This window comes from Halomonas sp. DP5N14-9, from assembly GCF_019802175.1.
Classification (GTDB): Bacteria; Pseudomonadota; Gammaproteobacteria; order Pseudomonadales; family Halomonadaceae; genus Halomonas; species Halomonas litopenaei.
This window is the reverse complement of record NZ_JAHVHR010000002.1, coordinates 747,087-766,277: the sequence shown is the minus strand read 5'-3', so window position 1 is coordinate 766,277 and position 19,191 is coordinate 747,087. Positions and strand designations below refer to the sequence as shown.

Sequence of the window (19,191 nt, the reverse complement as noted above, 5' to 3'; positions counted from 1 at the left end):
GAGTGACCTTCACGCATCAGCATGATGGTGGCACGTTCTTCAGCAGTAAGGTGGTGGTAGCAATGAGTCATAGCGATAGCGTACCTGATCGATCAGGTGTTGCACTTGCTCATTGAGACCGCCGAGCTTCTCACTGGCTCTAGTCGGATCGCCTCACCAGTTTCCCGAGATCGATCTGTTGGTAGCTTTGAGATAGCCTTTACAGGCTTCGGGGAAGTCGAAAGGAAAAGCCTTGAAAACATGGCTAAAGATTCGGGCATGGTCGTAAGAAAGAGCATTACCAAGAACCTCGAATTTCTTTGTACTGGTCCACGTCCCAGCAGTACCAAAGTCGCTGATGCCAGTGCCAAAGGCTGCACCATTCTCAGCCAAGAGCAGTTTTTTTCACTGATGGAAACAGGCGAACTGCCAGGCTGACTACTATGCGTGTGAACTATCTTGGCCCGGCAATTCCGGGCCTTACCAATCCCTGCGTTTCGACCTTGGGCATCAAGGATATATCGCCCCGGTGCTACCTGGTCGAGGTGTCGGATGAGGCCGGCATTGATGGCGAGATCATGGAAGGTGATGTGCTTGTGGTGGATGAGTCCGCGCCGCTTTGCCATGGAGACTTGGCTGTCCTTGAGGTGGAACGCCAGTTGCGCCTCTTCTACAGCCATCGCATTGGTGGTTCGCACTACGTGATGGAATTGGGTGGGGGCGACGAGATGTTTGCCAAGGTGAAGGATTTTCGTGGGGTGGTTGTGGCAACCTGTAGGCTACCAACTATGGATTATTAATTCTTATAGATTGAGGGTGAAAAGTGAAGATAAGGGATTTGAAGCGCCGTATTTTAGTTAAGAGAATTGCCGGGTCCATCCTTTCTATTGCCTCTTTTTATGTGATGGTGATTTCTTTTTTAGTGGGGTTGGTTCTGGCTCTTGAAGAAAATTATTCGAACAATGTTTCATATAATATCTCAAGTAGCATACGGCTGTTGCTATCTAAAATATGGCTTGAAAGCCCTCTGGATGGCTTGGTTTCTCCTTTGAATTTACTGGAGCCTGTGAGTGCCGATAATTTAGGGTTCCTAGGGCTATATGTTGCTTTTATTGTTGGCGCTTATCTTTTTTCGTCAGCTGGCTCTGACGCGAGAATGATTCGCCAAGCAAGGAAAAGGCAGCAGGAGCGAGAGCTAGACCGGGCCATGGATGGCGAAGAGCCGAGGAGGTTTGAGATTGATGATGTGGATATCTATCTTGGTCGTTCAAAAAATCTCGGTGGGACATTCTGGAACGCCTTTTTTATACCTTTAGTCGTTGCTGTTCTCAGTGGAATTATTCTAAAGCTCTTAGGCGCCGACTGAGCGTGGATTAGATCTGGTGGATCAAAACCTTGCTACTCGGCGAGGCTCCATCTCTAGTGCCACAGTATAGGCGTTGTCGCTGAGGTCATGCCGGACCTCGGTGATCAGCCAGGCGGTCGCTTCTATCTCTCGCTTCCAGCCTATCAGCCGCACTGGGGACTCTGGGTAGAGGTCGGGGCGGCCTTCGGCCAGGTCTAGCGTGAACTCGGCGCCGCCGCGCTCCAGCCGCTGCATCTCGCTTTGGGCAGCGGCGAGGGCGTCGTCTTCACTGGCGTAGGTGGGGCGCAGGCGCTTCAGGTTGTCGGTGTCACCGGCAATGACTTCCTTACGCTCGGCGTGGGCGGTGTCGTTCCAGTAGGCCAGTATGCCGGTGAAGGCGTCTCGGTCGGTGACCACGTAGCGGTGGCGGTCGCCAACCTGGCGGTACAAGTCGATAGGGGGAATCTCTATGCCGCTGGCGGTGGTGGCCTGGCCAGCGTGGATGAACAGTAGATTGCCGGCTTTCACGGTGGTGATGGCGTCGTAGCGCTCGGCGAGGCGGGTCAGGAAGTGCAGGTCGCTTTCGTCGGTCTGATCGATGTGACCAACGCGGATCCCCCCGAGTCCGTCGCTGACCCTCGGCTCCAGGTCGTGGCGCTTGGCGATGGTGGTAATGATGTCGCGCAGCACCAGGTTATCCCAGCTCTGGGAGCGCTTGCCTGGTAGACCCTGGCGCATGTCGGCGGAGCGCGCGCGGATGGTCATCAGGTCCGGGGCGCCGCTGTGTTCCACCTCATCGACGATGTAGGTGCCTCGGTCGATCAGCGGCTCGCCTTTCCAGCCCATGGCCAGGTGGAGCTCCGCGCCACGCGGCGGCAGGGCGAGGTGCCCGTCGTGGTCGTTGAGGGTAATGTCTAGCTGGTCGGCCTCGAGTCCGCGGCGGTCGGTGAGCGACAGCCGCTGCAGGCGTGCGTCCAACTCTGGACTGATCACCTGTCCCTGGAGCGTCAGGCGGTAGTCTGGTGTCCGTGCCGGGCGCCCGGGCTGTAGCAGCGAAGAGCCAAGAAGTTGGATCATGCCAGGACCCCGTTGAGTCCGGTCACCAGCGCTCGGGTGAGTGCGTTGCTGGCCAGTTGGTCGGTGGCATCTTCATCGATGCGTTGGAGGGTCAGGTCAAAGTCGATCTTTTGGGCGGCGCCATCGCGAAAGAAGGCGCTCTTGCGCTCGTTGAGGCTCTCGATCACGAACAGACCGTAGACGCTGCCGCTACCCTCTATCAGCGGCCAGGCGCCGCCGGCATTGGCCATCTGGCGTAGCTGGTCGAGATTCTGCTGGCCACCGGTGAACTGAGGCAGCAGGGTGCCGGTCAGTGTGATGCTATCGCCGTCAGGCCCCAGAAACTGACGAGAGGGCCGGCGCCCGACTCGGCCCTGAGGCGCATGACGCCAGGCCGTCTGGCGTTGCAGTTCCTGGTAGGCGGCGGTGGAAAGGCCAAAGACGAAGAGACCGTAGGCCATCATCATGCGGGTGTTCCTCCCTGGTGGGCTGGCTGGGCGTCAGTCGATGTCATGGAAGGCGGAGCGCTGGCGGACGCTGGCATCACGGCTGGCCTCATCCAGGGCGCGGCGGACTTCGCTGGCCACGTAGCGGGCCAGGGCCTGCTCATCCATGCCTGGTGGCGGCTGTAGGTTGATATTGATGCCTCCCTGGATGACCACGCCGCCGCCAGCGCTGGCGGCTGATAGCGGTGGGCGGGTGTCGATGGGAATATCGGCTGTGGCCACGGTCGGCAGCGTGGCCGCGCCCAGTGCCAGGCCTGCACCGGCCTGACGCAGGCGCTGGCTGAAGGCAGTCACCCGAGACAACGGCGCCTGCTCGCTGCTCCGGATACCCTGGGCGAGCCCCGCCATCACATCTCCGCCGATGCTCTTGAACACTCGTGATGGTGAGTGGGTGTCGAGCTCGTAGCGGGCACGATGCTCGGTGCCTCTGGCGGCGTCACTGACGGCGTCCCAGGCGGATACGGCACCGTTCTTGATGCCTTCCCCGAGTCCTCGGGCAACGTCCATCCCAGCGTCTCGCATGCGCCCCGGCAGGCTCTTCAAATAGTCCATAGCGGCGGTCCATTTTTCCTCGAGCAGACCTTTCAGGTCCCAGTCGCTGAGCATGGTGGCCACCGCCTCGATGGCGTTGCCGGGGGCGTCCTGAAACCACTGCCACAGTTCGGCGCCGCTGGCCCTGATGGCGTCCCAGTGCTGGAGGATCAGGCCAGGTAGTGTCCAGTTGGTGAAGCCGGCGATGATCAGGTCGCGTGCGGAGGCAGCCGTAGCCTTTAGCCACGCCCAGAAGTCGCCGGCGGTGGTTTTGATACCTTCCCAGAGTGCAGCGAACTTGGGGCCGAGGGTGTCCCAGTTCTGCCAGATCAGCAGGGCACCGGCGGCGATCAGACCAATGATGGCGAGGATCGGGTTGGCCATGGCGGCGGCACCGAGCATGCGTAGAGCGCCGATCAGAGTGGGAATGGCGCGGGCCGCAAGGGCGCCCAGCACACGGGTGAAGGTGCCGCCTTTCAGTCCCAGCATCTGCAGGCCGTAGCGGGTCAGCACCATGGGGCCGAGCAAGGCGCCCAGGGCAAGGGTCAGGGCTCCTCCCACGGTGACCAGGCCGGCGACAGTGGCAGCGGCGGTGGCGAGCTGGGCGGTCAGCTCGGGGTTGGCCTTCATCCAGTCGCCCACGCCCCGGGTGATACGGGTGACGTTCTGGATCAGGTCTCGCAGGGGCCCCTCGTTGGTGTCGGTGAGGGTGATGCCTACCTCTTCCCAAGCGCTATTGAGGCCCCTCAAGTCACCCTGAATGTTGTCGGCCATGACCTTAGCCACCCGGGCATTCTCACCGGCGGCCTGGTCCAGGGTGGCCACGAACGCCTCGATGCCGGCAGCGCCCTGCTGGTTGATCAGTTCCGCCATGCCGGCGGCGGGTTCCTCGCCGAAGATGTCTTTGAGGTAGGCCAGCCGGTCGGCGCTGCCGAGTGTCTCGGTGGCCTTGGCCACGTCGGCGAGGATCTCGGGCACGTTGCGCAGGTTGCCCTCTACGTCCTTGGCATTGACCCCAAGTGTCGCCAAGGCGTCGGAGGCCGCGCCGGTGGGGGCCGACAGGCGCAGCATCATGGCGCGAAGCGTGGTGCCGGCCTGGCTGCCCTGGATGCCGACGTTGCCGAGCAGGCCGGCCATGGCAGCGGACTCTTCCAGCGACAGCCCCATCTCCCGCGCCACCGGCGCCACGTATTTCATCGACTCGCCCAGCATCTCCAGGTCGACGTTGGCCCGGGTGGTGGTGGCGGTGATGACATCCGCCAGGCGCGTCATTTCGGCAGGGTTGAGCCCGAAGCCTGACAGCAGGTTGGAACTGATATCCGCGGTGCGCCCGAGATCCGCGCCCTGGGCCTTAGCGAGATCCAGCATTGAGGACATGGCGGCGATGATGGCATCGGGATCGAAGCCCGCCATGCCAAGAAAGCCCTGGGCCTCTGCGGCCTGGGTGGCGCTGAAGGAGGTCGATGAACCGAACTCGCGGGCCTGGTCCTGGAGCGCCTGAAAGCGCGGATCGTCCTTGTCGAGGCGCGTCAGGGCCTGGACGCGGGACATGGCGGCGCCGTAGTCGACGCCAGGTGCCAGCAGTCGGGCGCCGCCGTAGAGTGATGCGCCGCCGGTGGCCAGGACACCGGCACCGGTGCCCATCAGGCGTCCTGCCCGGCCCATGCCCCGATGGAACTGACGGGCAGCGTTAGCTGCCTGACGTTGCTTGCGGGCGACCTCGCCCAGCTCCTGCTGTTGTCGCTGCAGCTGCTCGTTGGCGTCGCGAATGCGCCGACTCAGCGCCTGCTGCTGGTCACCCAGCTTGCCGGTCACGCCGTCGACGCGGGTCATGTGGGTGCGCAGGTACTGGAGCTGCTGTTGCTCCGCCTGATACTGCTCCTTGAGGCGTTGGGCCTGGCGGATGGCCTGTGCACGACGGCGGGTGAGGTCGCTGGTGGCGCCGTCGGCCTGCTCGAGCTGGCGAGTCAGCTCCTGGACTTCACGCTGCTGGTCGGTGAGGGCGCGGGCGCTGTCCTCGCTCTGGCGCTTGAGGTCGCGAAAACCGCGTAGCTCGCGTTGGGCGCGTTCCAACGTTTTGAGCTGATTGCGGCTGGCCTTGAGGGCTTCGGCGGTGGCGCCGCTGCCCTGTGTGATCTTCTTCAGCGGGCCGGTGGCCCGATCCACTGCGTCGAGGATGACTTGCAGCTTGAGGTCTCGGGCCATCGGAGTTCCTTGCGGTGTGGTGGTGCTGGAGGCTCAGGTGTTGGGGGCGGACTCAACCTTTCCTTGGCTCGACGCGGCGGCGGGCCTGTTCCCGCCAGGACATGAGCTCAGCCAGGCTCATGGTGTCCATCTCTGGAGGGCCCCAGTGGAACACCATGGCGAGGTCCGCCATGGCGTCGTCCACGCGCTCGGGCAGTGCTAGGCGCTCGCCTCGCGCGTCTTCCTCGGCACCAAAAAACCGGCCACTGTGCCTCCCAGCTGGACCAGGTCGGCGGGATCGAGATCACGCACCTCGGCTTCGGTCAGCGCCGGTTCGGTGATGCGGGGCAGCACGGTGGTTAGGGCGGCGACCTGCATCTGCAGCAGGTCGGTGAGCGAGACGCCGCGCAGGGCGCCGGACCTGGGCTTGCGAACCTGGATCTCGGTGACGGTGGTCTTGCCGCGTATGATCGGGGTGTCGAGCTCGACGGTCTCGGTGATCGGCTTGGGCAGTTCGGTGACGTTGGGGGTGTCGGTCATGGTGAGTCCTGTGGGTCTGAGTCAGGTGAAGGCCTACGCCGCCCAGGGGCGGCGCTGGGTTATAGGTTGAGGTTGGCGCGGCGCTGGGCGAGGCGGTCTTCGCCACGCACGGTGAAGACGTAGCCCGGCACGTCGCGCTCGATGACGGTCTCGCCATCGATGACGAGCTTGTAGTAGGTGAGGGTGGTGGTGATCTCCCAGTCGGACTTGTCACCCTTCTGGGCCTCGCCCATGGCGATGGTCTTGTGGCGGCCCCGGGCGACGATCTCGACTGGCACGGTCTCGCCGGTCTCGTCGCTTTCGTAGCTGCCGGTGAAGCGCAGCAGGGCGGCGTCATGAACGGGGGAGCCGAAGCTGTCGAACAGGCCATCGACCACCAGGCCACCGGTGGTCCAGGTCATCGTCATCAGCTCCTGGCCCATGTCGACCTCGACCGGGCCATCCATCCCGCCGCCCTCGTACTCGATCATGCGGCGGGCGAGCTCGGGAATGGTGACGGTGGGCACTTGGCCCTGCCAGTTGTGGCCGTCGCCGAACAGGTTGTAGTCCTTGAGGATCTTGGGAAGCATGAGGTTCTCCTAACTGGGCGTTTCGCTGAGCCCGGTAATCAGGCGGCGGCGACGCGGTCGGCGAAGTCGATCAGGTAGCGGTCGGTGATGCGCTGCTGGAACATCAGGTTCTCCAGCGGCGGCACCGGGGTGTAGTCGTAGTCGATATAGAGCTTGCCGGCCTTGAGCACCTCGGGGGTGTTGATCTCGGGGTCGAACCAGGCGACGCCGTCGATCAGGTAGCCCAGGCGCTTCCACTCGCGGAACTTGGCGTTGATGCCCTCGATGATGTCCTTCACCAGGCTGGGGTGCATCGGCAGGTCCACCGCCCACAGATGGGCCTCGGCAATGGTGTCGGCGATGATCTGGGCGGTGCGGGTGTAGTTCTCGAAGGCGAACAGCGGATCCACCGAGCAGGTGCGCGAGCCCCAGAAGCGGTAGCCGCCCCGGTTGATCAGGGTGGTGACCTCGTGGCTGTTCAGATAGCCGGCGTCGGTGGCCGGGTCTTGCAAGTCCCAGAACACATCACGGCTGATGCCGGTGACGCCATTGACCGGGATGTTCGAGAGCGTCTTGTGCCAGCCGAATTCGTTGTCCAGGCGAGCGCGCATGCCCAGCGCCCGGGCCACGGCGGGGTGGTTGCGGGTGCTCTGGGTGGCGGTGTCCCAGCCGGTGAAGTCGGGCCAGATCACCATCACCTCGCGGGCCCCGAAGTTCTCCCGGTACATGGCCGCCTCTTCCTTGGTGGTGCAGCCGAAGGCCGAGGCGTAGACGAAGGCGCGCAGCTTCTGGGCAACCCCGATCAGTTCGCTGACGACATCGGCATCGTCCAGCTCCGGTACGCCGAGCAGGCGGGGCTTGACGCCAAAGCGCTGCTCGGCGGCGAGCAGGGCCTGCAGGCCGAGCTTCTTGCCGCTGGCGTTCACGCCACCGATGACATTGCTCTTGGTTTCGGCGGCATCGCTGCCTTCGGCCACCCGCACAACCACCACCAGGGTCTTGGCCTGGTCGGCGATGGCATCGAGGGAGCGGGCAAGGGTGCCCTCAGCGCCAGCCTTGCCCTGGGCTGCGAGGATGTCGGTGATCAGCACCGGTGTGTTGAGCGGGAAGGGTTCATCCTGGCCGCCGGTCAGGCGGGTGAAGGGCGTGGCGGATACGATACCCGCGCCACTGGAGCCCTCAGCCTCTGTGGCGCTGACCAGGTCGCTGGCGGAGGCCTCGCCGTTGACCGCCGTGACCACTTCGCTGGCGGTGCTGACCAGGTCGCCCTCGGTATCGGTGGCGAGGCTGACGGTGATATCACTGCCGGAGACGCTGACGGCCAGCGCAGCTGAGGCGGTGCCTGGGTCGAGGTATCGCACGCGGATGGCGTTGCCGTCAGTGCCGGCATTGGCGGCGGTGTAGGCGATGCCGGTATTGGCGGCGGCAAAATCGACGGTGACGCTTGCGGTGACGCCGGGAGCGGCATCCGGTGCTGTGGCCACCAGACCGATCACCGCTGTTGCAACGGTGCGAATCGGTCGGGTGCCCTCGTTGATCTCGACGACACGAATGCCGTGATGGTATTCCTGGGCCATGGGTGGCGCTCCTGGCAAGTGAAAGCGGTTGGCAGTGCTGCGTGCCATCACTGTGCGTGGCGCACCCTAAAGGGTGAAGGCGCGGCTGTTGTACCGGCCCACCGGTACAAGAAAGCCCGCCGATGGGCGGGCTGAAGCGGGCCTCTGGTGCTGTCGGTGGCGATCAGGTCACCAGGTGATGGCTTCCAGGGCGTCGCGGTCCTCGGCCTCACGAGCGGCCTTAATGTCATCCTCTAAACGTTGCCGGCGCCCAGTGGCAGCTCCGTGCGCAGCGACAAAGGCGTCGGCTTTGGCGAGGATTCGCGCCACCAGCTCGCCTTTGCCGATCGGCCGTTCAGCGAGCATGGCGTCGAGATACGGTGTTGCCGGCTCGGTGCCGCCAACTTCCTGCCATTCGCCCCAGGTGCGCGCCTCGCGCTCCTGCTTGTCGAACGACAGTGTTTCGGCGTCGGGGTAATCGTTAAGAATTGCCGATAAGGCATGCTGGTAACCGGCGTTTATACGACGCAAGGCGTCGTCCTTTAGCGCGTCAATCTCCGGGTCGGGTGGGTCGATGACTTTAGGCTTTCCGTCTTCCCCAACAACGATAAGACGCCCCGAGGACTGCGCAGAAATTAGCGCCTCCCGTTCTTCCTCAGTGATTTTTACGACATCACCCGGCATGATTTTATGGTGAGCGCTATCAAAGAACCCCTGAGCTTCAAAGGAGTAATAAATATCTCTTTTCACATTACCTCCCAATCGCAAACCACCTAAATGGCACCGTCGTCGATGTGTATATCTCAGGACTAGAGCCGATCTTAATTCTATAATTCACGCCACCAAAAGCGGAAAGGGTGATAGCCCCAACATGTGTATATTCAACCTCATTAAGGTTGGATATTGCCGTTGTATTAACGCAATAAACCGAGGTTGTAAAAGCGAGGGGAAAGCTAATATTAGGGTTGTGTTCGCCCCCACCATAATACCCCCACTGAAGAATGAAACCGCCCATCCATGACGGAAAGGTAATGTAGCCGTTCGTGCCCGCCAGATAGTCGACGCCCCAGCGCAGCTTTTTCGGCGTTACCGCCGTGGCATCATCCGTGCCCGTATCGACCTGCGCCTGAGTGGCGACCTTGAGCATGCCGGCCATCGCCTCGGTGGCCTGACGCACCCAGTTCGACGCCCACGCCTTGAGCTTCTTCGCAGTGATGAACTTGGCATCATCGCTGCCTTCGTTCGTTTCCGTCTGAGACGCCACGAACGCGCCACCTTTGACACTCTCGGAGGCATTCGGCAACCGCGCGGATGGCATGGTGCCGGCATTCAGGTTGGAAGCGTTGCGGTAGTAGTCGCCGTGCTGGCCATCGAGCTTGTCGGCATCAAGGCCTGAATCCTCCCCGATATTGCCGTCGTGCCAGACGCGATTCCAGACAACGCCGCCGTTGTGGGTATTGCCGAAAAACAGGCGGTGGCCGTCGTTGGCGGAACCGCCATTCTCTTGCACGATCCAATGCACGGCGCCGCCGACGTGCAGCGCATAGGCCGATAGTCTGGAATTTCCGGTGCCGGCAGGCCCATTGAGGGTCGGTGACGGCGCGCCATTCCCATAGCCTCGATAGAAGCCGGTGGGCGTAGTGGCATCGGCGAAGTCCTTCAGCAGCGGGGCGCCGGGATCGTCCGCACCCAGCCCGTAGTCGGCCAGGCTGTCATCGACATACTCCCGCGTTGCCAACACCACGCTGGGGTCCACCTTCAGCGTCACCGCTGCTGTGTCACTGACTTCCATCACCACGCGGATGGTCTGGGTACGGCTGGAGCCTTCGGCCAGCACCGGCTTGTAGGTCTCAGGCAGGTTGCCGATGGCGATCAAGTCGCCGGCGGCGTCGAACACCCCAACTTCGCGAATGGTCCAGCCGCCAACGTCCGGCGGTAGCACCTGTTCGATGACGATCCAGGTGGGATTGTCGTCGTCGGTGTGGACGGCGTTGATCGGGGCGCGGCGGACTTCATTGACCAGGACGGTGGCACTGGAGTCCGGGGTAACGGGATTGCCGCCACCGTCGCCCACGGCCATCTGGGTGATCTCGATCTGGGCGCCGAGGGCCACGGCGTTGGCGATCTTGGCCTGACCAGAATCGGTGAGCAGGGTGTAGAACTGGGGCATGGGGCGGGCTCCTGATGTTCGACCTTAGCGGGGAAAGACGGTGGCGCTGTCGATGGTGTGGACGGCGGCACCGACGAAGAAGGGGCTGGTGGTCTTGATGTCGCCAGGGGCGAACGGATATACCTCGGTCACGTCGCCGTCGTAGATGGCCGCGCCCACGTGGATAAGGCCACGGCTCTCGCCGGCGATATCCAGCCCGATGACGTGCCGAGTCAGCGGCTTGGCGTCGTCGATCAGCCGTTCGAGCTCCTGGTACATGCCATCGGTGATGCCGGTGTCGAGCACGCCAATACGTAGGGCAAAGGTGCCGGGGACTCCCTCGGGGCTGGTCTCCCACCACTCCACGACTTCGAGCAGGTAGCCCAGCGGTTCCACGACACGGCGAAGGGCCGAGATGGTGCCCTTCTTGCGGTGGACGTAGAACGCCTGGGCGATGACGCTGCGCTTGGTGGACACCGGCCAGGTCGGGTCCCAGCGGTCGACGCTGAAGGCCCAGGCCAGGTAGGGCAGCAAGTGGGCGGGGCAGGTCTCGGGACGCCACAGATCGCGCAGCGGTACTGGCACGCGCTGGATCTCAGCCAGTGCCTCGGCGGCGGCGCGCTCCAGGGCGGTGCCGTTGGCAGGCAGCAGGTGGCGGATGCGCTCGGCGCTACTCATCGCTGCCCCCGATGGTCACGCTGGTACCGGTGCAGTGGGCGGCCTCGGTGACGTCCAGTACCACGTCAGTTGCCGGGGCGGTGAGCTCCACCCGCTGCACACCTTCGACGTGAAGTGCCGCGTGCAGCGCGGAGCGCCGAATATCACGACCCAGGCGGCGCTGTTCCCCGATGTAGCGAGCCAGGGCCGCCTCGGCGGCGGCCAGAATGGGCTCCTGCTCGGGGCCGGGGTAGACGTAGAGGGTGGCATCGACGCTGTAGTCGACGATGGTGGCCGACTGCACCGTGAGGCGGTCACCCACGGGCCGGATGTCCTCGGCGGACAGGGCGGCGTCGACCAGGTCGATCAGTTCCTGGCTGGCGGTGCCATCGCCCTCGGACGACAGCAGGGTGACGATAGCAACCGCCGGGCTTGGGCTGGTGGCCCTGGCATCCATCACCCGGCCATCGGCGGACAGGGCGTGGAACTCGTAGGCGCCGCGGGGCCCGGCGACGCTGAGACCTTCGTAAGCCCGCTGGGCGCGCAGGCGCAGTTGATCGTCGCTTTCCAACACGGCAGCGACCGGTGGCGTGGCATTCGGATTACCGGGGCTGACCACCAGGCGCTCCACCTCGAAGTTGGCGGCGATCTGCTCGAGGTCGCTGCCTCTGGCGTAGGCGAGCATCACCGCCTTGGCCGCTTCATTGACTCGCTGTCGCCAGATCATCTCGCGGTAGGCGTTTTCCTCAAGCAGCTTGGTCAGCGGCTCGCTTTCGAGTGCCAGTGTTGCCTCCACCTCGGCACGGCGCTCGTCGCCGACCAGCTCGAGCAGGGCAGCGGTTCGCTCGGCCAGGATGGCCTCGAAGTCCAGCGCCTCAATGACCTGGGGTGGGGGTAGCTGGGACAGATCGATGGTGCTCATGCCAGCGGCACCTCCAGGTTGATGGTCTCGCCTTCACGGGTCTGGGCCTCGAGGTCAAGTACGACCCGCCCGGGACTGGTGGTGCTGAGGCTCGTGCGTACCGCCGTGACGCGCAGTCGCGGCTCCCAGCGCAGTAGCGCCATCACCGTGGCAGCGTAGACCTGGAGCAGGGTGGCATCGGTCAACGGGCGGTCGATCATCTCTGGCAGCAGCGAGCCGTAGTCGCGGCGCATGACTCGGGTGCCCAGCGGAGTGGTCAGGATATCGGTGACGCTCTGGCGCAGATGGTCGACGTAGTCGAGCCGGCGCCCGGTGGCCGCGTTCATGCCAGTCATTGGACGGGTCCTCCGCTTTGTCCGCTGCCGGGCACGACGCCATCGTGGGGGTGGTTGTGGCCGATGTTCACTTCGTTGTGGGTCAGTGAACCGCCGTCCTGGGAATAGCTGCCGGCTCGGGCCATGTCGCCCTGGTGATCGATGTTTCCGAGCCAGACCGTGCCGCCAGGAGCCTCGATCTCCACGCGTCCGGGCAGCTTGATGCGCAGCACACTGTTCTCGTGGTCGTACTCGAACAGCCCGCCGTCCGGAAACAGTCGACGGCAGAGCTCGGGCAGGTCGGTCGGAGCGGGGTGGGCGTCAGAGAACAGACCAACCAGCACCACACCGCCAGACGGATCACCGCCGGGGGAGAACAGCACCACCTGCTCGCCGGTGGTGGGCGGGTCCCAGTCCCGGGTGGTACCAGCGCGGCCTTCGATCCAGGGCAGCCAGGCGGTGAGCAGCTCGCCGCTCTTCACCCGGACCCGGGCACGGGAATGATCCACCTCGGCGATGGTGCCGAAGCGGATCAGGTTATGGATCAGGCGCAGCAGCTCGGCGGCACCGTGCAGGGGTTGATGTCTCATGCGGCCATTCTCGGCAGGGGGCTTGTGGCGAGACCAGCGGCGGGCGTTGTCCCGGGTGCCCGGGACAATCATTCGCGGGTGAGGTGCTCGAGTACCGTGGCCTGAATCAGGTCCCGGTCGGCGTCGCTGAAGCCGATCAGGCGCCGCTGGGTGTAGGTCACGCGGGGGCCGTCACGGTCTACATTGGCGCGAAGCCCGTCCTGATGGACCCGAGCGATACGGGCCACGCGACCGACGAAACTCACCTCGGCGGTGTCACCTTGGGCACGGGCCTTGAGGTACCTGGCGGTGCGTATCTTGGCGAACATGGTGCGGCGACGGATGGCGCCCTGTTGGGCGCGCCGCTGTGGCTTGCGTGGCGCGTAGGGGGAGCCGTCAGGATTCTGCTGGGCCTTGATGCGTTCGCGCTGGGAACGCCTCAGCGCCTGGGCCACTCGACGCGCCAGGGCGCGGCGCTCCTTCGAGCTGAGGTTATCGAGCAGTGGAGTGACCCAGTCTTCCAGCGCCTGGAGGTCGTCGGTCATGCCGTTCGTCCTCAATCCGATGACCACTCGGCGGCCAGCTTGTAGTCCTGGTCGCTTGGCCCCTTGATGTTCATCTGCCAGGCGTTCGCCGGGCAGGGATCAATCGGGTATTCGGGCATGCGGTGCTCGACGTTGATATGGCCCGCGTCGCAGTCCACCAGGGCCACCACCCGCTCGGTGAGCTGGACGGTCAAGGCCAGATCCCAGCGCTTGTTGTCGAGAATCTCGGCCTCGATGGTGACGGCCTCGTCAGGGTCGAGGTCCGGCTGGTAGCGGGACAGCCACTGGAGCAGGGGGATCATGACGGTGTCCAGGGTGCCGCTGTAGTCGGTGATGACCAACTGGGCGGGGACTCGGTACTCGTGGCTTAGGTGCTGGCCACGATGAAAAGCGACCCTGCCGTCTTGGATAAAGGTCAGCAGCTTGTCGGGATTGCGCTTGAGCTCGGCGACGGCGCCGATCAGGTGGTCGCGTAGCGAGATGAGCTTGTTCATCGTGTGGCGATCTCGTCGAGCAGGCGACCGCGTGGGCCGCGCAGGGTGCCGATGATCTTCTCGCCGCTGCGCCCGGCGATGTAGCCGCCGACCCCCAGGGTCATCAGATTCCACAGGGCGTCGGGTAGCTCGAGCTGAAGGCCGACACCGAACATAGCGCCGAGGTAAGGCGCGATCAGGTAGTTGTTGCCGACGATGGCCACGATGACCGTCATCAAGAGGGGACGCCAGTTGCGTTGCAGCCAGCTTTCCCCGGTGGCTTCGGCCAGGATGACCTTCATGCTGGCCTGCAGCGCGGCGTCCTGTTGGTCGATCAGACGGCGCTGGATCTCGGCCTTCAAGCGGTTGGCCTGGTCCTTGTCCTCCACGGCCTGATCGATGACGTCGAAGATGGGGCCGGCCACGGTAGTGAGGATGTTGCCGATCAGGTTCATGCGGCGATCTCCAGTTGCTGGTTGTAACGCCGATAGGAGGCGGCGAGCCGGGTGTCGTAGTCGTTGCGCTCGAAGGCGGGGCCGTTATAGCGGCGGGCGAAGTCGCGCCAGTCGAGCCGCTTCAGTGCTCGGTGCAGGCCCGGGTCCACCTCGATAAAGCGCACAAAAGCATCGAGCTGCGCCGCCTCGTCACGTTGCATGGCGAGGACGAAGGCCTCGATGCTCTCGTAGCCCAACGCCTGCCAGTGGAAGCCCATGATCTGGAACAGTCCCCAGGAGGCGGCCTCCCAGGCGCTGGCGACGTGGATGGCGTGGGCGCGGTCGAGGCGCTTGTGCTCGCGAATACCGCCGACATAGCCGCCGGCCTTGTCGTTGACGATGTCGGGCTGGCTTTTCTGGTAGGGCACCGGGTTGATGCCATGGTGGATCAGTCGTCGGCGCATGATGTGCCGCTCGAACAGGATTACCGGCTCGCCGGTGGGGTGGAAGCCGCGGCCCCGGGATTCGACCTCGTTGACGGCCATGACGACGGCGAGAACTACGCCGAGCCGGTTGGCGGCTGTCACCAGATCGCTTTGTGTCAGGGCAAGTGGGTCCGGTCGCCCCTTGAGCGCTTGAACGGTCTTTGGGCCGGCGATGCCGTCGACGACCAGACTGCGCTGTCGCTGGAAGGTTCGCACAGCGGCCTCGGTGTCGTCACCGAACCAGCCATCCACGTCGATGTCCTGCCCGGCACGCCGCAGGTCCTGTTGCAGGGCTTCAACCCGGTAGCCGGTGTCCCCTAGCCGAAGAAGCATTACAGTCTCCTCAGTTTGATGACCTGGGCGACGTTGCCCCGAGCACGCCATACCAGCCATGCCAACACCGCCATGACGAGAGCAATGCCCCAGCCAGCGGGGTAGCCACTTTGGGTCAGAATGCGAATGGCCACTGTTCCGGTGCCAGCGATCAGAAGCCAAGCAGTGCAGGAGTAGCCCAGCCGGTAGCGAGCACCACGCCGACGGAAGGTGAGTAATCTGGTGCAGATCAACAGAGCGCAGAGCAGGGTGACGAGCGTGGAGGTGGTCACTTTCGGCCTCCCAGTAGCGACTTGATGTCGAGTGTCTTGACCCCTTCGATAGCACGCAGGCCTGCGGTCACCGCTGTCGCACTGGCGATGAATGCAGACACTGCGCTGTGTGGCACCCACTGGCCCAGTACCGGGGGGCCGCCGAGATAGCCGATCAGCAAGCTGATCATCAGATAGATCAGGCGAATGATGATCGGGAGATCTTTGGCGCTGATCACGAATAGTGTGGCGCCGCAGAAGGCACCGATGACGGCATTGGCGTCGACGCCGGGTAACCATCCGATCAAGGCGGCAAGTCCTGTGGCGGTGGCGACGGCGGTGGCAGTGCTTGGTTCGGCCATGGGTTCCTCGTGAGTGTCATCGCCAGAGCTGCAGAGTGTCGGCCCGAAGCGGGGCGGCCTGTCGTTCGTTGGGCAGGGTGATCAGTAGGCCCTGAGGCAGCAGGGGGCCGAGTTCCGCTAGCCCCTGGTTGAGCTCCAGGGTCTGCTCGGTGACGCTGCCTGTGCGTCCGAGTACGCGATAGCACAGGCCATCCAGCGTCTCGTCCTGCAGAGTGCGCACCTTGGGCATCAGATCAGTTCCACCGTGGTGTGCGCCTTGCCGAGGATCTCGCTGACCGCCCAGCGCGCATCGCGGCGGTAGTCGTCGGCGGCCAGGTCCTTGGCCTCGCCGCGCTCGTCGCCCTCGCCGGTGGCGCTGTGGTCGCGGTATCGCTCCATCAGCGAGGCCGTGGCGGTGGCGTAGACCGCCCGGCGGTAGAGCAGGGCGTAGCTGTCCGGAGGCATCCAGCCGGGTGCTTCGACGTCGGCGATGGTGGCGCTGCCGCTTTCCTGGTGGTCCTGCTGCCAGTCCGCCAACTGGCGGTTGATGTCGGCCATGGCCACGCGAAGCGCCATGGCCACCCGAGCATCGGTGATACTTCCGTCGACGCGCTCGGCGGCCCGGTAGTCCTGGGGATCGATCGACGGCCAGAAGCCGTTGTTCTCGATGGACTCAGCCGGTGTTTCGCTGGTCGGGACGTTGTAGGCGATCAGTGACATGGCGAGGTGTTCTCAATTGCCGTCGAAGAAGGGGGTGGGCCGGGATCGACGAGATGGGGCTTCGGCCCGCTCTCCCCCGGCGCCCCCTGGCGTCGGCGTGCGACTCGGTTCAGGCCTGGTTGGTCTCACCCTGGCCGTCGTTGGTGGTTTCCGCCTTGGCGAGGGTTCGCTCGAGGCGTTCGATCTCCTTCTTGACGCCGGCGCGCTCATTGAGCGATAGGGCTCGCTTCAGGTGACCGAGGGCATCCTCATCGTGACCGCCCCGGGCGCGCTGGGCGTAGCCAATGGCCTTGTGGAGCTTGGCGCGGATCTGGTCATGCATGTCCGCGGCTCGGGTCAGGGCCTCGACACGAGTCAGGTGCATGGCCAGATCCGCCGCGTGGTTGGCCGCTTCGACCTCGACACTCTCTTGATTGCCTTCCTGGTCTCCCTGCTGGTGGGGGGCTTCGAGTCGTCGCATGGCTTCTTCGGCGACCTGCTCGACCACCAGGCTGGCGGTATCACGCTCGAAACGGTCAGGGGTGTCGAGGCCATGGCGCATGGCGTATTCGGCAATAGCGATGCCGCCAGCGAGATCGCCGACGTCGAGGCGCCAGAGCATCACGGTCATCAGCACGTCGTCCTGGGCACCTGTGCCACCGGTCAGGACGCCGGCAACGTAGGCATCGAAGTCGGCCAGCATCTCGCGCTTCTTGGTGATCTTGGCCTCGAGGCTCTTGATACCCTTGAGCGTGCGGCGGTGCTCCCAGAGCGCGGCGGCGTGCAGCTCGTACTGATCCCCGGTCTGGGGGCGGTTGGGGTCTGCGGTCCCCGCAGCAATGGCGGCGGAGACTTGGGCGTAGTGCTTGCGGGCGGGGGTCATCCTGTGGGCTCCTTAGACGGTCCAGTCGCCGAACACGATATTCTCGACCAGACATCCCGCCCCGAAGTCTTCGACGACGTAGGCATCGTTGGACGATTCGTAGTTTTCCACGCGCTTGCGCTTGGGATTGTCCTCCAGGTTTCGGCGGCGGCTACCACGCTGCCAGTAGATGGACAGGTTCTCCGGCATGGTGATCAGCAAGCTGCCGTCAGGCATGTAAGGCACTCGGGCCGCCTGCTGACCACCCATGCGTTTCTGGCTGACGATCATGTCAAGCGCCCGCTGTTCAGTGGGCGGTTGATTCTGGTTGATCAGCGGGAAGTACTTGTCGGCCAACATCTTTCGGCCACAGATCGCTCGAATGGCGGTGGACTCACGGTGCCACGGATCGATCAACTCGGAGACGACGTCGTATACCAGCGCGTCCAGATTCTCGTAGTCGCCGTTTTTTCCGACGCGGATTTCTCCGGTATTTGCCCCTTCGCTCATGACTCGGGCCGGAGCATGTTCGCGATATTGCTGCAGCCACCCCTTATTGACGTCCTGCAACATCGGGTTGGCGACGCGGTTGGTCTCGGCTGCTGCACTGGTGCCGTTAAGTCCGATCATGATGCGGTCAAGTGACTGCTGCCGAATGACCGCATTGCGCACGCGGGCCTGGAAGTCGGGGAACTTGGCCCAGGCGTCCAGCGTTGACCAGGTCAGATAGGTATCGAACTCAGTCGACAGGCACTCGTAGCCGTTTGCGTCGAGGCTGACCAGATCCCTCGGCTGTCGGTCGTTCTGACTGACGTCGGTGCGTCCAGCGATGGGGCCGGAGATGCCCAGTCCCAGCTTTTCGCCCTTGAGCTCATCAACGCCGATCACGTTGATAGAACTGAGGAATTCGCTGGATTCTTGAATCCGGCTCTCCAGTGTCTGCTGAACGCTGGGTTCAACGGCAAAGCTCTCGGTGGCGTTCGGGACGCCGTTCAGCTCGGCCACTCGCTTGAGCAGCTTGTGATAAGCAATTCGGGTTTCGTTGCGCATTGGCGGCGGTCCTTATCAGCAGTCAGTCAGTACGGCGTCACCGCCGCCAGTGGCGGGGGCGCGATTCGGGGTGTCGGGGGTGTGGTCGAGTCGGCGGTACAGCTCGTCGAACTGTTGCTTCAGCTCGTCATGGGCGCCCTTGAGTTCCTGGAACGCCTCGGCGGATGGGCGACCTTGCAGGTCGTCGGACAGTGCCTGATGTCTCTCGACGAACAAGCCAAGCGTCTGCTCGAGGTCTTGGCGGAAGTCCGCGAAGCTCTTGTCAGTCTTGGCGTCGTGCTTTTTGAACAGCGCCTTGACGGTGGCCAGTAGACCGGGCTTGTCGGAATCACCACCCGGCTCTTCCGAGAAGTCCAGCTCGGTTTCCACCGCAGCGGTAAAGACGTTGCCCGGCTTCTGCTTTCTCCCGTGCAGCGGAGAAGCCTCGCCCTGATTGGCGCTGAACTGCAGCATGTCGGTGCCCAGGCTCGCCGGGGAGTCGGTCACCGCCAGCCCTACCAGGTAGGCTTCACCGGTATCGGAGAACTCGGGATCGACCTCGATGCTGGTGTAGATCTTTTGCCGCTCGGCATTGATCTGCTTCAGCCGGTCGGTGGGGTCGATGGTCGCGAAGAGCGCCATCTTGCCGTCCTCGACCTCTTCGGCTTTGACGGCGGTGACGTCGCCCAGGGCGGCGAATGGGCCGTCGTGGAACATGCCGCGCATGTGCTCGAGCCAGACTCGGGCACCGTACTTGGCGGGATCGAAGTTGGCGGCCATTTGCTCGATCCACTGGCGTGAGATCTTGCGGCCGTCTGTGGTGGCGCCTTCGGTGGCGATTCGGAACCAGCGTGCCATGGGCTTCCTCGGGGTGCGGTGTCGG

26 protein-coding genes and 1 pseudogene are annotated in these 19,191 nt (G+C 63.9%); 3 read left to right on the top strand and 24 right to left on the bottom strand.

Translation table 11 applies throughout. From position 1 onward, the window contains the following. Positions 1-105: 105 nt before the first annotated feature. Genes KUW00_RS05105 through KUW00_RS05095 form a run of 3 tightly spaced genes read left to right on the top strand, consistent with a single transcriptional unit; the run spans position 106 to position 1,345 of the window. On the top strand, positions 106-417 hold the full coding sequence (locus KUW00_RS05105) for a BRCT domain-containing protein (protein WP_222568401.1): 312 nt from the start codon (positions 106-108) through the stop codon (positions 415-417). Between the two features lie 5 nt (positions 418-422). Beyond that, the gene (locus KUW00_RS05100; protein WP_222568400.1) at positions 423-779 is read left to right on the top strand and encodes a hypothetical protein; all 357 of its coding nucleotides are present in this window, start codon (positions 423-425) and stop codon (positions 777-779) included. Positions 780-802: 23 nt separating this feature from the next. Beyond that, complete coding sequence (locus KUW00_RS05095) at positions 803-1,345, top strand: hypothetical protein (protein ID WP_222568399.1); 543 nt, start codon at positions 803-805, stop codon at positions 1,343-1,345. Between the two features lie 21 nt (positions 1,346-1,366). Here the strand turns inward: KUW00_RS05095 and KUW00_RS05090 are convergent, their stop codons facing one another. The 24 genes and pseudogenes from KUW00_RS05090 to KUW00_RS04975 all read right to left on the bottom strand — a co-directional run bounded on the left by KUW00_RS05090 (position 1,367) and on the right by KUW00_RS04975 (position 19,166). Continuing rightward, complete coding sequence (locus tag KUW00_RS05090; RefSeq protein ID WP_222568398.1) at positions 1,367-2,401, bottom strand: phage late control D family protein; 1,035 nt, start codon at positions 2,399-2,401, stop codon at positions 1,367-1,369. Further along, positions 2,398-2,847 (bottom strand): phage tail protein, encoded by a 450-nt coding sequence (locus tag KUW00_RS05085; protein WP_222568397.1) that lies wholly within the window; start codon positions 2,845-2,847, stop codon positions 2,398-2,400. Before KUW00_RS05085 ends, KUW00_RS05090 begins: the two co-directional genes overlap by 4 nt. A 33-nt stretch (positions 2,848-2,880) precedes the next feature. Next, positions 2,881-5,622: a phage tail tape measure protein gene (locus KUW00_RS05080; protein WP_222568396.1), complete on the bottom strand. Its 2,742-nt coding sequence runs from the start codon at positions 5,620-5,622 to the stop codon at positions 2,881-2,883. 52 nt (positions 5,623-5,674) lie between these two features. After that, positions 5,675-5,794, bottom strand: coding sequence for a GpE family phage tail protein (locus tag KUW00_RS05075; protein ID WP_108449102.1), 120 nt, complete (start codon positions 5,792-5,794; stop codon positions 5,675-5,677). Between the two features lie 26 nt (positions 5,795-5,820). Further along, positions 5,821-6,141 carry a phage tail assembly protein gene (locus tag KUW00_RS05070; protein ID WP_222568395.1) on the bottom strand — a complete coding sequence of 107 codons (321 nt, stop codon included), beginning with the start codon at positions 6,139-6,141 and terminating at the stop codon, positions 5,821-5,823. A 59-nt stretch (positions 6,142-6,200) separates the two neighbouring features. Then, a complete protein-coding gene (locus tag KUW00_RS05065; RefSeq protein ID WP_108449103.1) occupies positions 6,201-6,710 on the bottom strand; it encodes a phage major tail tube protein in 510 nt (169 codons plus the stop codon). A gap of 38 nt (positions 6,711-6,748) precedes the next feature. Beyond that, a pseudogene (locus tag KUW00_RS05060) lies at positions 6,749-7,804 on the bottom strand (phage tail sheath protein); the annotation flags it as partial. Between the two features lie 630 nt (positions 7,805-8,434). Beyond that, the gene (locus KUW00_RS05055; protein WP_222568394.1) at positions 8,435-8,995 is read right to left on the bottom strand and encodes a hypothetical protein; all 561 of its coding nucleotides are present in this window, start codon (positions 8,993-8,995) and stop codon (positions 8,435-8,437) included. A 1-nt stretch (position 8,996) separates the two neighbouring features. Further along, positions 8,997-10,415, bottom strand: a complete 1,419-nt coding sequence (locus tag KUW00_RS05050; protein ID WP_222568393.1) for a phage tail protein — start codon at positions 10,413-10,415, stop codon at positions 8,997-8,999. 24 nt (positions 10,416-10,439) lie between these two features. Further along, positions 10,440-11,072, bottom strand: coding sequence for a phage tail protein I (locus KUW00_RS05045; protein WP_222568392.1), 633 nt, complete (start codon positions 11,070-11,072; stop codon positions 10,440-10,442). Then, the gene (locus KUW00_RS05040; protein WP_222568391.1) at positions 11,065-11,973 is read right to left on the bottom strand and encodes a baseplate J/gp47 family protein; all 909 of its coding nucleotides are present in this window, start codon (positions 11,971-11,973) and stop codon (positions 11,065-11,067) included. The genes KUW00_RS05045 and KUW00_RS05040 overlap by 8 nt, the downstream gene beginning before the upstream one ends. Further along, the gene (locus KUW00_RS05035) at positions 11,970-12,308 is read right to left on the bottom strand and encodes a GPW/gp25 family protein (protein ID WP_222568390.1); all 339 of its coding nucleotides are present in this window, start codon (positions 12,306-12,308) and stop codon (positions 11,970-11,972) included. The genes KUW00_RS05040 and KUW00_RS05035 overlap by 4 nt, the downstream gene beginning before the upstream one ends. Beyond that, complete coding sequence (locus tag KUW00_RS05030; protein WP_222568389.1) at positions 12,305-12,877, bottom strand: phage baseplate assembly protein V; 573 nt, start codon at positions 12,875-12,877, stop codon at positions 12,305-12,307. Before KUW00_RS05030 ends, KUW00_RS05035 begins: the two co-directional genes overlap by 4 nt. 68 nt (positions 12,878-12,945) lie before the next feature. Continuing rightward, positions 12,946-13,401: a phage virion morphogenesis protein gene (locus KUW00_RS05025; RefSeq protein WP_222568388.1), complete on the bottom strand. Its 456-nt coding sequence runs from the start codon at positions 13,399-13,401 to the stop codon at positions 12,946-12,948. 11 nt (positions 13,402-13,412) lie between these two features. Beyond that, entirely contained in the window at positions 13,413-13,895 is a 483-nt protein-coding gene (locus tag KUW00_RS05020; protein WP_222568387.1) for a phage tail protein, read from the bottom strand. After that, positions 13,892-14,329 (bottom strand): 3TM-type holin, encoded by a 438-nt coding sequence (locus KUW00_RS05015; protein ID WP_222561914.1) that lies wholly within the window; start codon positions 14,327-14,329, stop codon positions 13,892-13,894. Before KUW00_RS05015 ends, KUW00_RS05020 begins: the two co-directional genes overlap by 4 nt. After that, positions 14,326-15,126: an N-acetylmuramidase domain-containing protein gene (locus KUW00_RS05010; RefSeq protein ID WP_222568386.1), complete on the bottom strand. Its 801-nt coding sequence runs from the start codon at positions 15,124-15,126 to the stop codon at positions 14,326-14,328. Before KUW00_RS05010 ends, KUW00_RS05015 begins: the two co-directional genes overlap by 4 nt. Continuing rightward, the gene (locus tag KUW00_RS05005) at positions 15,126-15,398 is read right to left on the bottom strand and encodes a phage holin family protein (protein WP_222568385.1); all 273 of its coding nucleotides are present in this window, start codon (positions 15,396-15,398) and stop codon (positions 15,126-15,128) included. Before KUW00_RS05005 ends, KUW00_RS05010 begins: the two co-directional genes overlap by 1 nt. Further along, the gene (locus tag KUW00_RS05000; protein WP_222568384.1) at positions 15,395-15,739 is read right to left on the bottom strand and encodes a putative holin; all 345 of its coding nucleotides are present in this window, start codon (positions 15,737-15,739) and stop codon (positions 15,395-15,397) included. The genes KUW00_RS05005 and KUW00_RS05000 overlap by 4 nt, the downstream gene beginning before the upstream one ends. A 16-nt stretch (positions 15,740-15,755) precedes the next feature. Beyond that, positions 15,756-15,968: a tail protein X gene (locus tag KUW00_RS04995; protein WP_222568383.1), complete on the bottom strand. Its 213-nt coding sequence runs from the start codon at positions 15,966-15,968 to the stop codon at positions 15,756-15,758. After that, complete coding sequence (locus KUW00_RS04990) at positions 15,968-16,438, bottom strand: head completion/stabilization protein (RefSeq protein ID WP_222568382.1); 471 nt, start codon at positions 16,436-16,438, stop codon at positions 15,968-15,970. Before KUW00_RS04990 ends, KUW00_RS04995 begins: the two co-directional genes overlap by 1 nt. A 109-nt stretch (positions 16,439-16,547) precedes the next feature. After that, positions 16,548-17,300: a phage terminase small subunit gene (gene gpM, locus KUW00_RS04985; protein ID WP_222568381.1), complete on the bottom strand. Its 753-nt coding sequence runs from the start codon at positions 17,298-17,300 to the stop codon at positions 16,548-16,550. 12 nt (positions 17,301-17,312) lie between these two features. Then, a complete protein-coding gene (locus tag KUW00_RS04980; RefSeq protein ID WP_222568380.1) occupies positions 17,313-18,329 on the bottom strand; it encodes a phage major capsid protein, P2 family in 1,017 nt (338 codons plus the stop codon). 15 nt (positions 18,330-18,344) lie between these two features. Next, positions 18,345-19,166, bottom strand: a complete 822-nt coding sequence (locus tag KUW00_RS04975; protein WP_222568379.1) for a GPO family capsid scaffolding protein — start codon at positions 19,164-19,166, stop codon at positions 18,345-18,347. Positions 19,167-19,191 lie beyond the last annotated feature (25 nt).

What these genes read in the sequence shown, in the direction of transcription:
- KUW00_RS05100 (WP_222568400.1), top strand. Translation starts at nt 423, where the DNA reads ATGCGTGTGAACTATCTTGGCCCGGCAATTCCGGGCCTTACCAATCCC.
- KUW00_RS05090 (WP_222568398.1), bottom strand. Translation starts at nt 2,401, where the DNA reads ATGATCCAACTTCTTGGCTCTTCGCTGCTACAGCCCGGGCGCCCGGCA.
- KUW00_RS05085 (WP_222568397.1), bottom strand. Translation starts at nt 2,847, where the DNA reads ATGATGATGGCCTACGGTCTCTTCGTCTTTGGCCTTTCCACCGCCGCC.
- KUW00_RS05080 (WP_222568396.1), bottom strand. Translation starts at nt 5,622, where the DNA reads ATGGCCCGAGACCTCAAGCTGCAAGTCATCCTCGACGCAGTGGATCGG.
- KUW00_RS05075 (WP_108449102.1), bottom strand. Translation starts at nt 5,794, where the DNA reads ATGGCGGACCTCGCCATGGTGTTCCACTGGGGCCCTCCAGAGATGGAC.
- KUW00_RS05070 (WP_222568395.1), bottom strand. Translation starts at nt 6,141, where the DNA reads ATGACCGACACCCCCAACGTCACCGAACTGCCCAAGCCGATCACCGAG.
- KUW00_RS05065 (WP_108449103.1), bottom strand. Translation starts at nt 6,710, where the DNA reads ATGCTTCCCAAGATCCTCAAGGACTACAACCTGTTCGGCGACGGCCAC.
- KUW00_RS05050 (WP_222568393.1), bottom strand. Translation starts at nt 10,415, where the DNA reads ATGCCCCAGTTCTACACCCTGCTCACCGATTCTGGTCAGGCCAAGATC.
- KUW00_RS05045 (WP_222568392.1), bottom strand. Translation starts at nt 11,072, where the DNA reads ATGAGTAGCGCCGAGCGCATCCGCCACCTGCTGCCTGCCAACGGCACC.
- KUW00_RS05040 (WP_222568391.1), bottom strand. Translation starts at nt 11,973, where the DNA reads ATGAGCACCATCGATCTGTCCCAGCTACCCCCACCCCAGGTCATTGAG.
- KUW00_RS05035 (WP_222568390.1), bottom strand. Translation starts at nt 12,308, where the DNA reads ATGACTGGCATGAACGCGGCCACCGGGCGCCGGCTCGACTACGTCGAC.
- KUW00_RS05030 (WP_222568389.1), bottom strand. Translation starts at nt 12,877, where the DNA reads ATGAGACATCAACCCCTGCACGGTGCCGCCGAGCTGCTGCGCCTGATC.
- KUW00_RS05025 (WP_222568388.1), bottom strand. Translation starts at nt 13,401, where the DNA reads ATGACCGACGACCTCCAGGCGCTGGAAGACTGGGTCACTCCACTGCTC.
- KUW00_RS05020 (WP_222568387.1), bottom strand. Translation starts at nt 13,895, where the DNA reads ATGAACAAGCTCATCTCGCTACGCGACCACCTGATCGGCGCCGTCGCC.
- KUW00_RS05015 (WP_222561914.1), bottom strand. Translation starts at nt 14,329, where the DNA reads ATGAACCTGATCGGCAACATCCTCACTACCGTGGCCGGCCCCATCTTC.
- KUW00_RS05010 (WP_222568386.1), bottom strand. Translation starts at nt 15,126, where the DNA reads ATGCTTCTTCGGCTAGGGGACACCGGCTACCGGGTTGAAGCCCTGCAA.
- KUW00_RS05000 (WP_222568384.1), bottom strand. Translation starts at nt 15,739, where the DNA reads ATGGCCGAACCAAGCACTGCCACCGCCGTCGCCACCGCCACAGGACTT.
- KUW00_RS04995 (WP_222568383.1), bottom strand. Translation starts at nt 15,968, where the DNA reads ATGCCCAAGGTGCGCACTCTGCAGGACGAGACGCTGGATGGCCTGTGC.
- KUW00_RS04990 (WP_222568382.1), bottom strand. Translation starts at nt 16,438, where the DNA reads ATGTCACTGATCGCCTACAACGTCCCGACCAGCGAAACACCGGCTGAG.
- gpM (WP_222568381.1), bottom strand. Translation starts at nt 17,300, where the DNA reads ATGACCCCCGCCCGCAAGCACTACGCCCAAGTCTCCGCCGCCATTGCT.
- KUW00_RS04980 (WP_222568380.1), bottom strand. Translation starts at nt 18,329, where the DNA reads ATGCGCAACGAAACCCGAATTGCTTATCACAAGCTGCTCAAGCGAGTG.
- KUW00_RS04975 (WP_222568379.1), bottom strand. Translation starts at nt 19,166, where the DNA reads ATGGCACGCTGGTTCCGAATCGCCACCGAAGGCGCCACCACAGACGGC.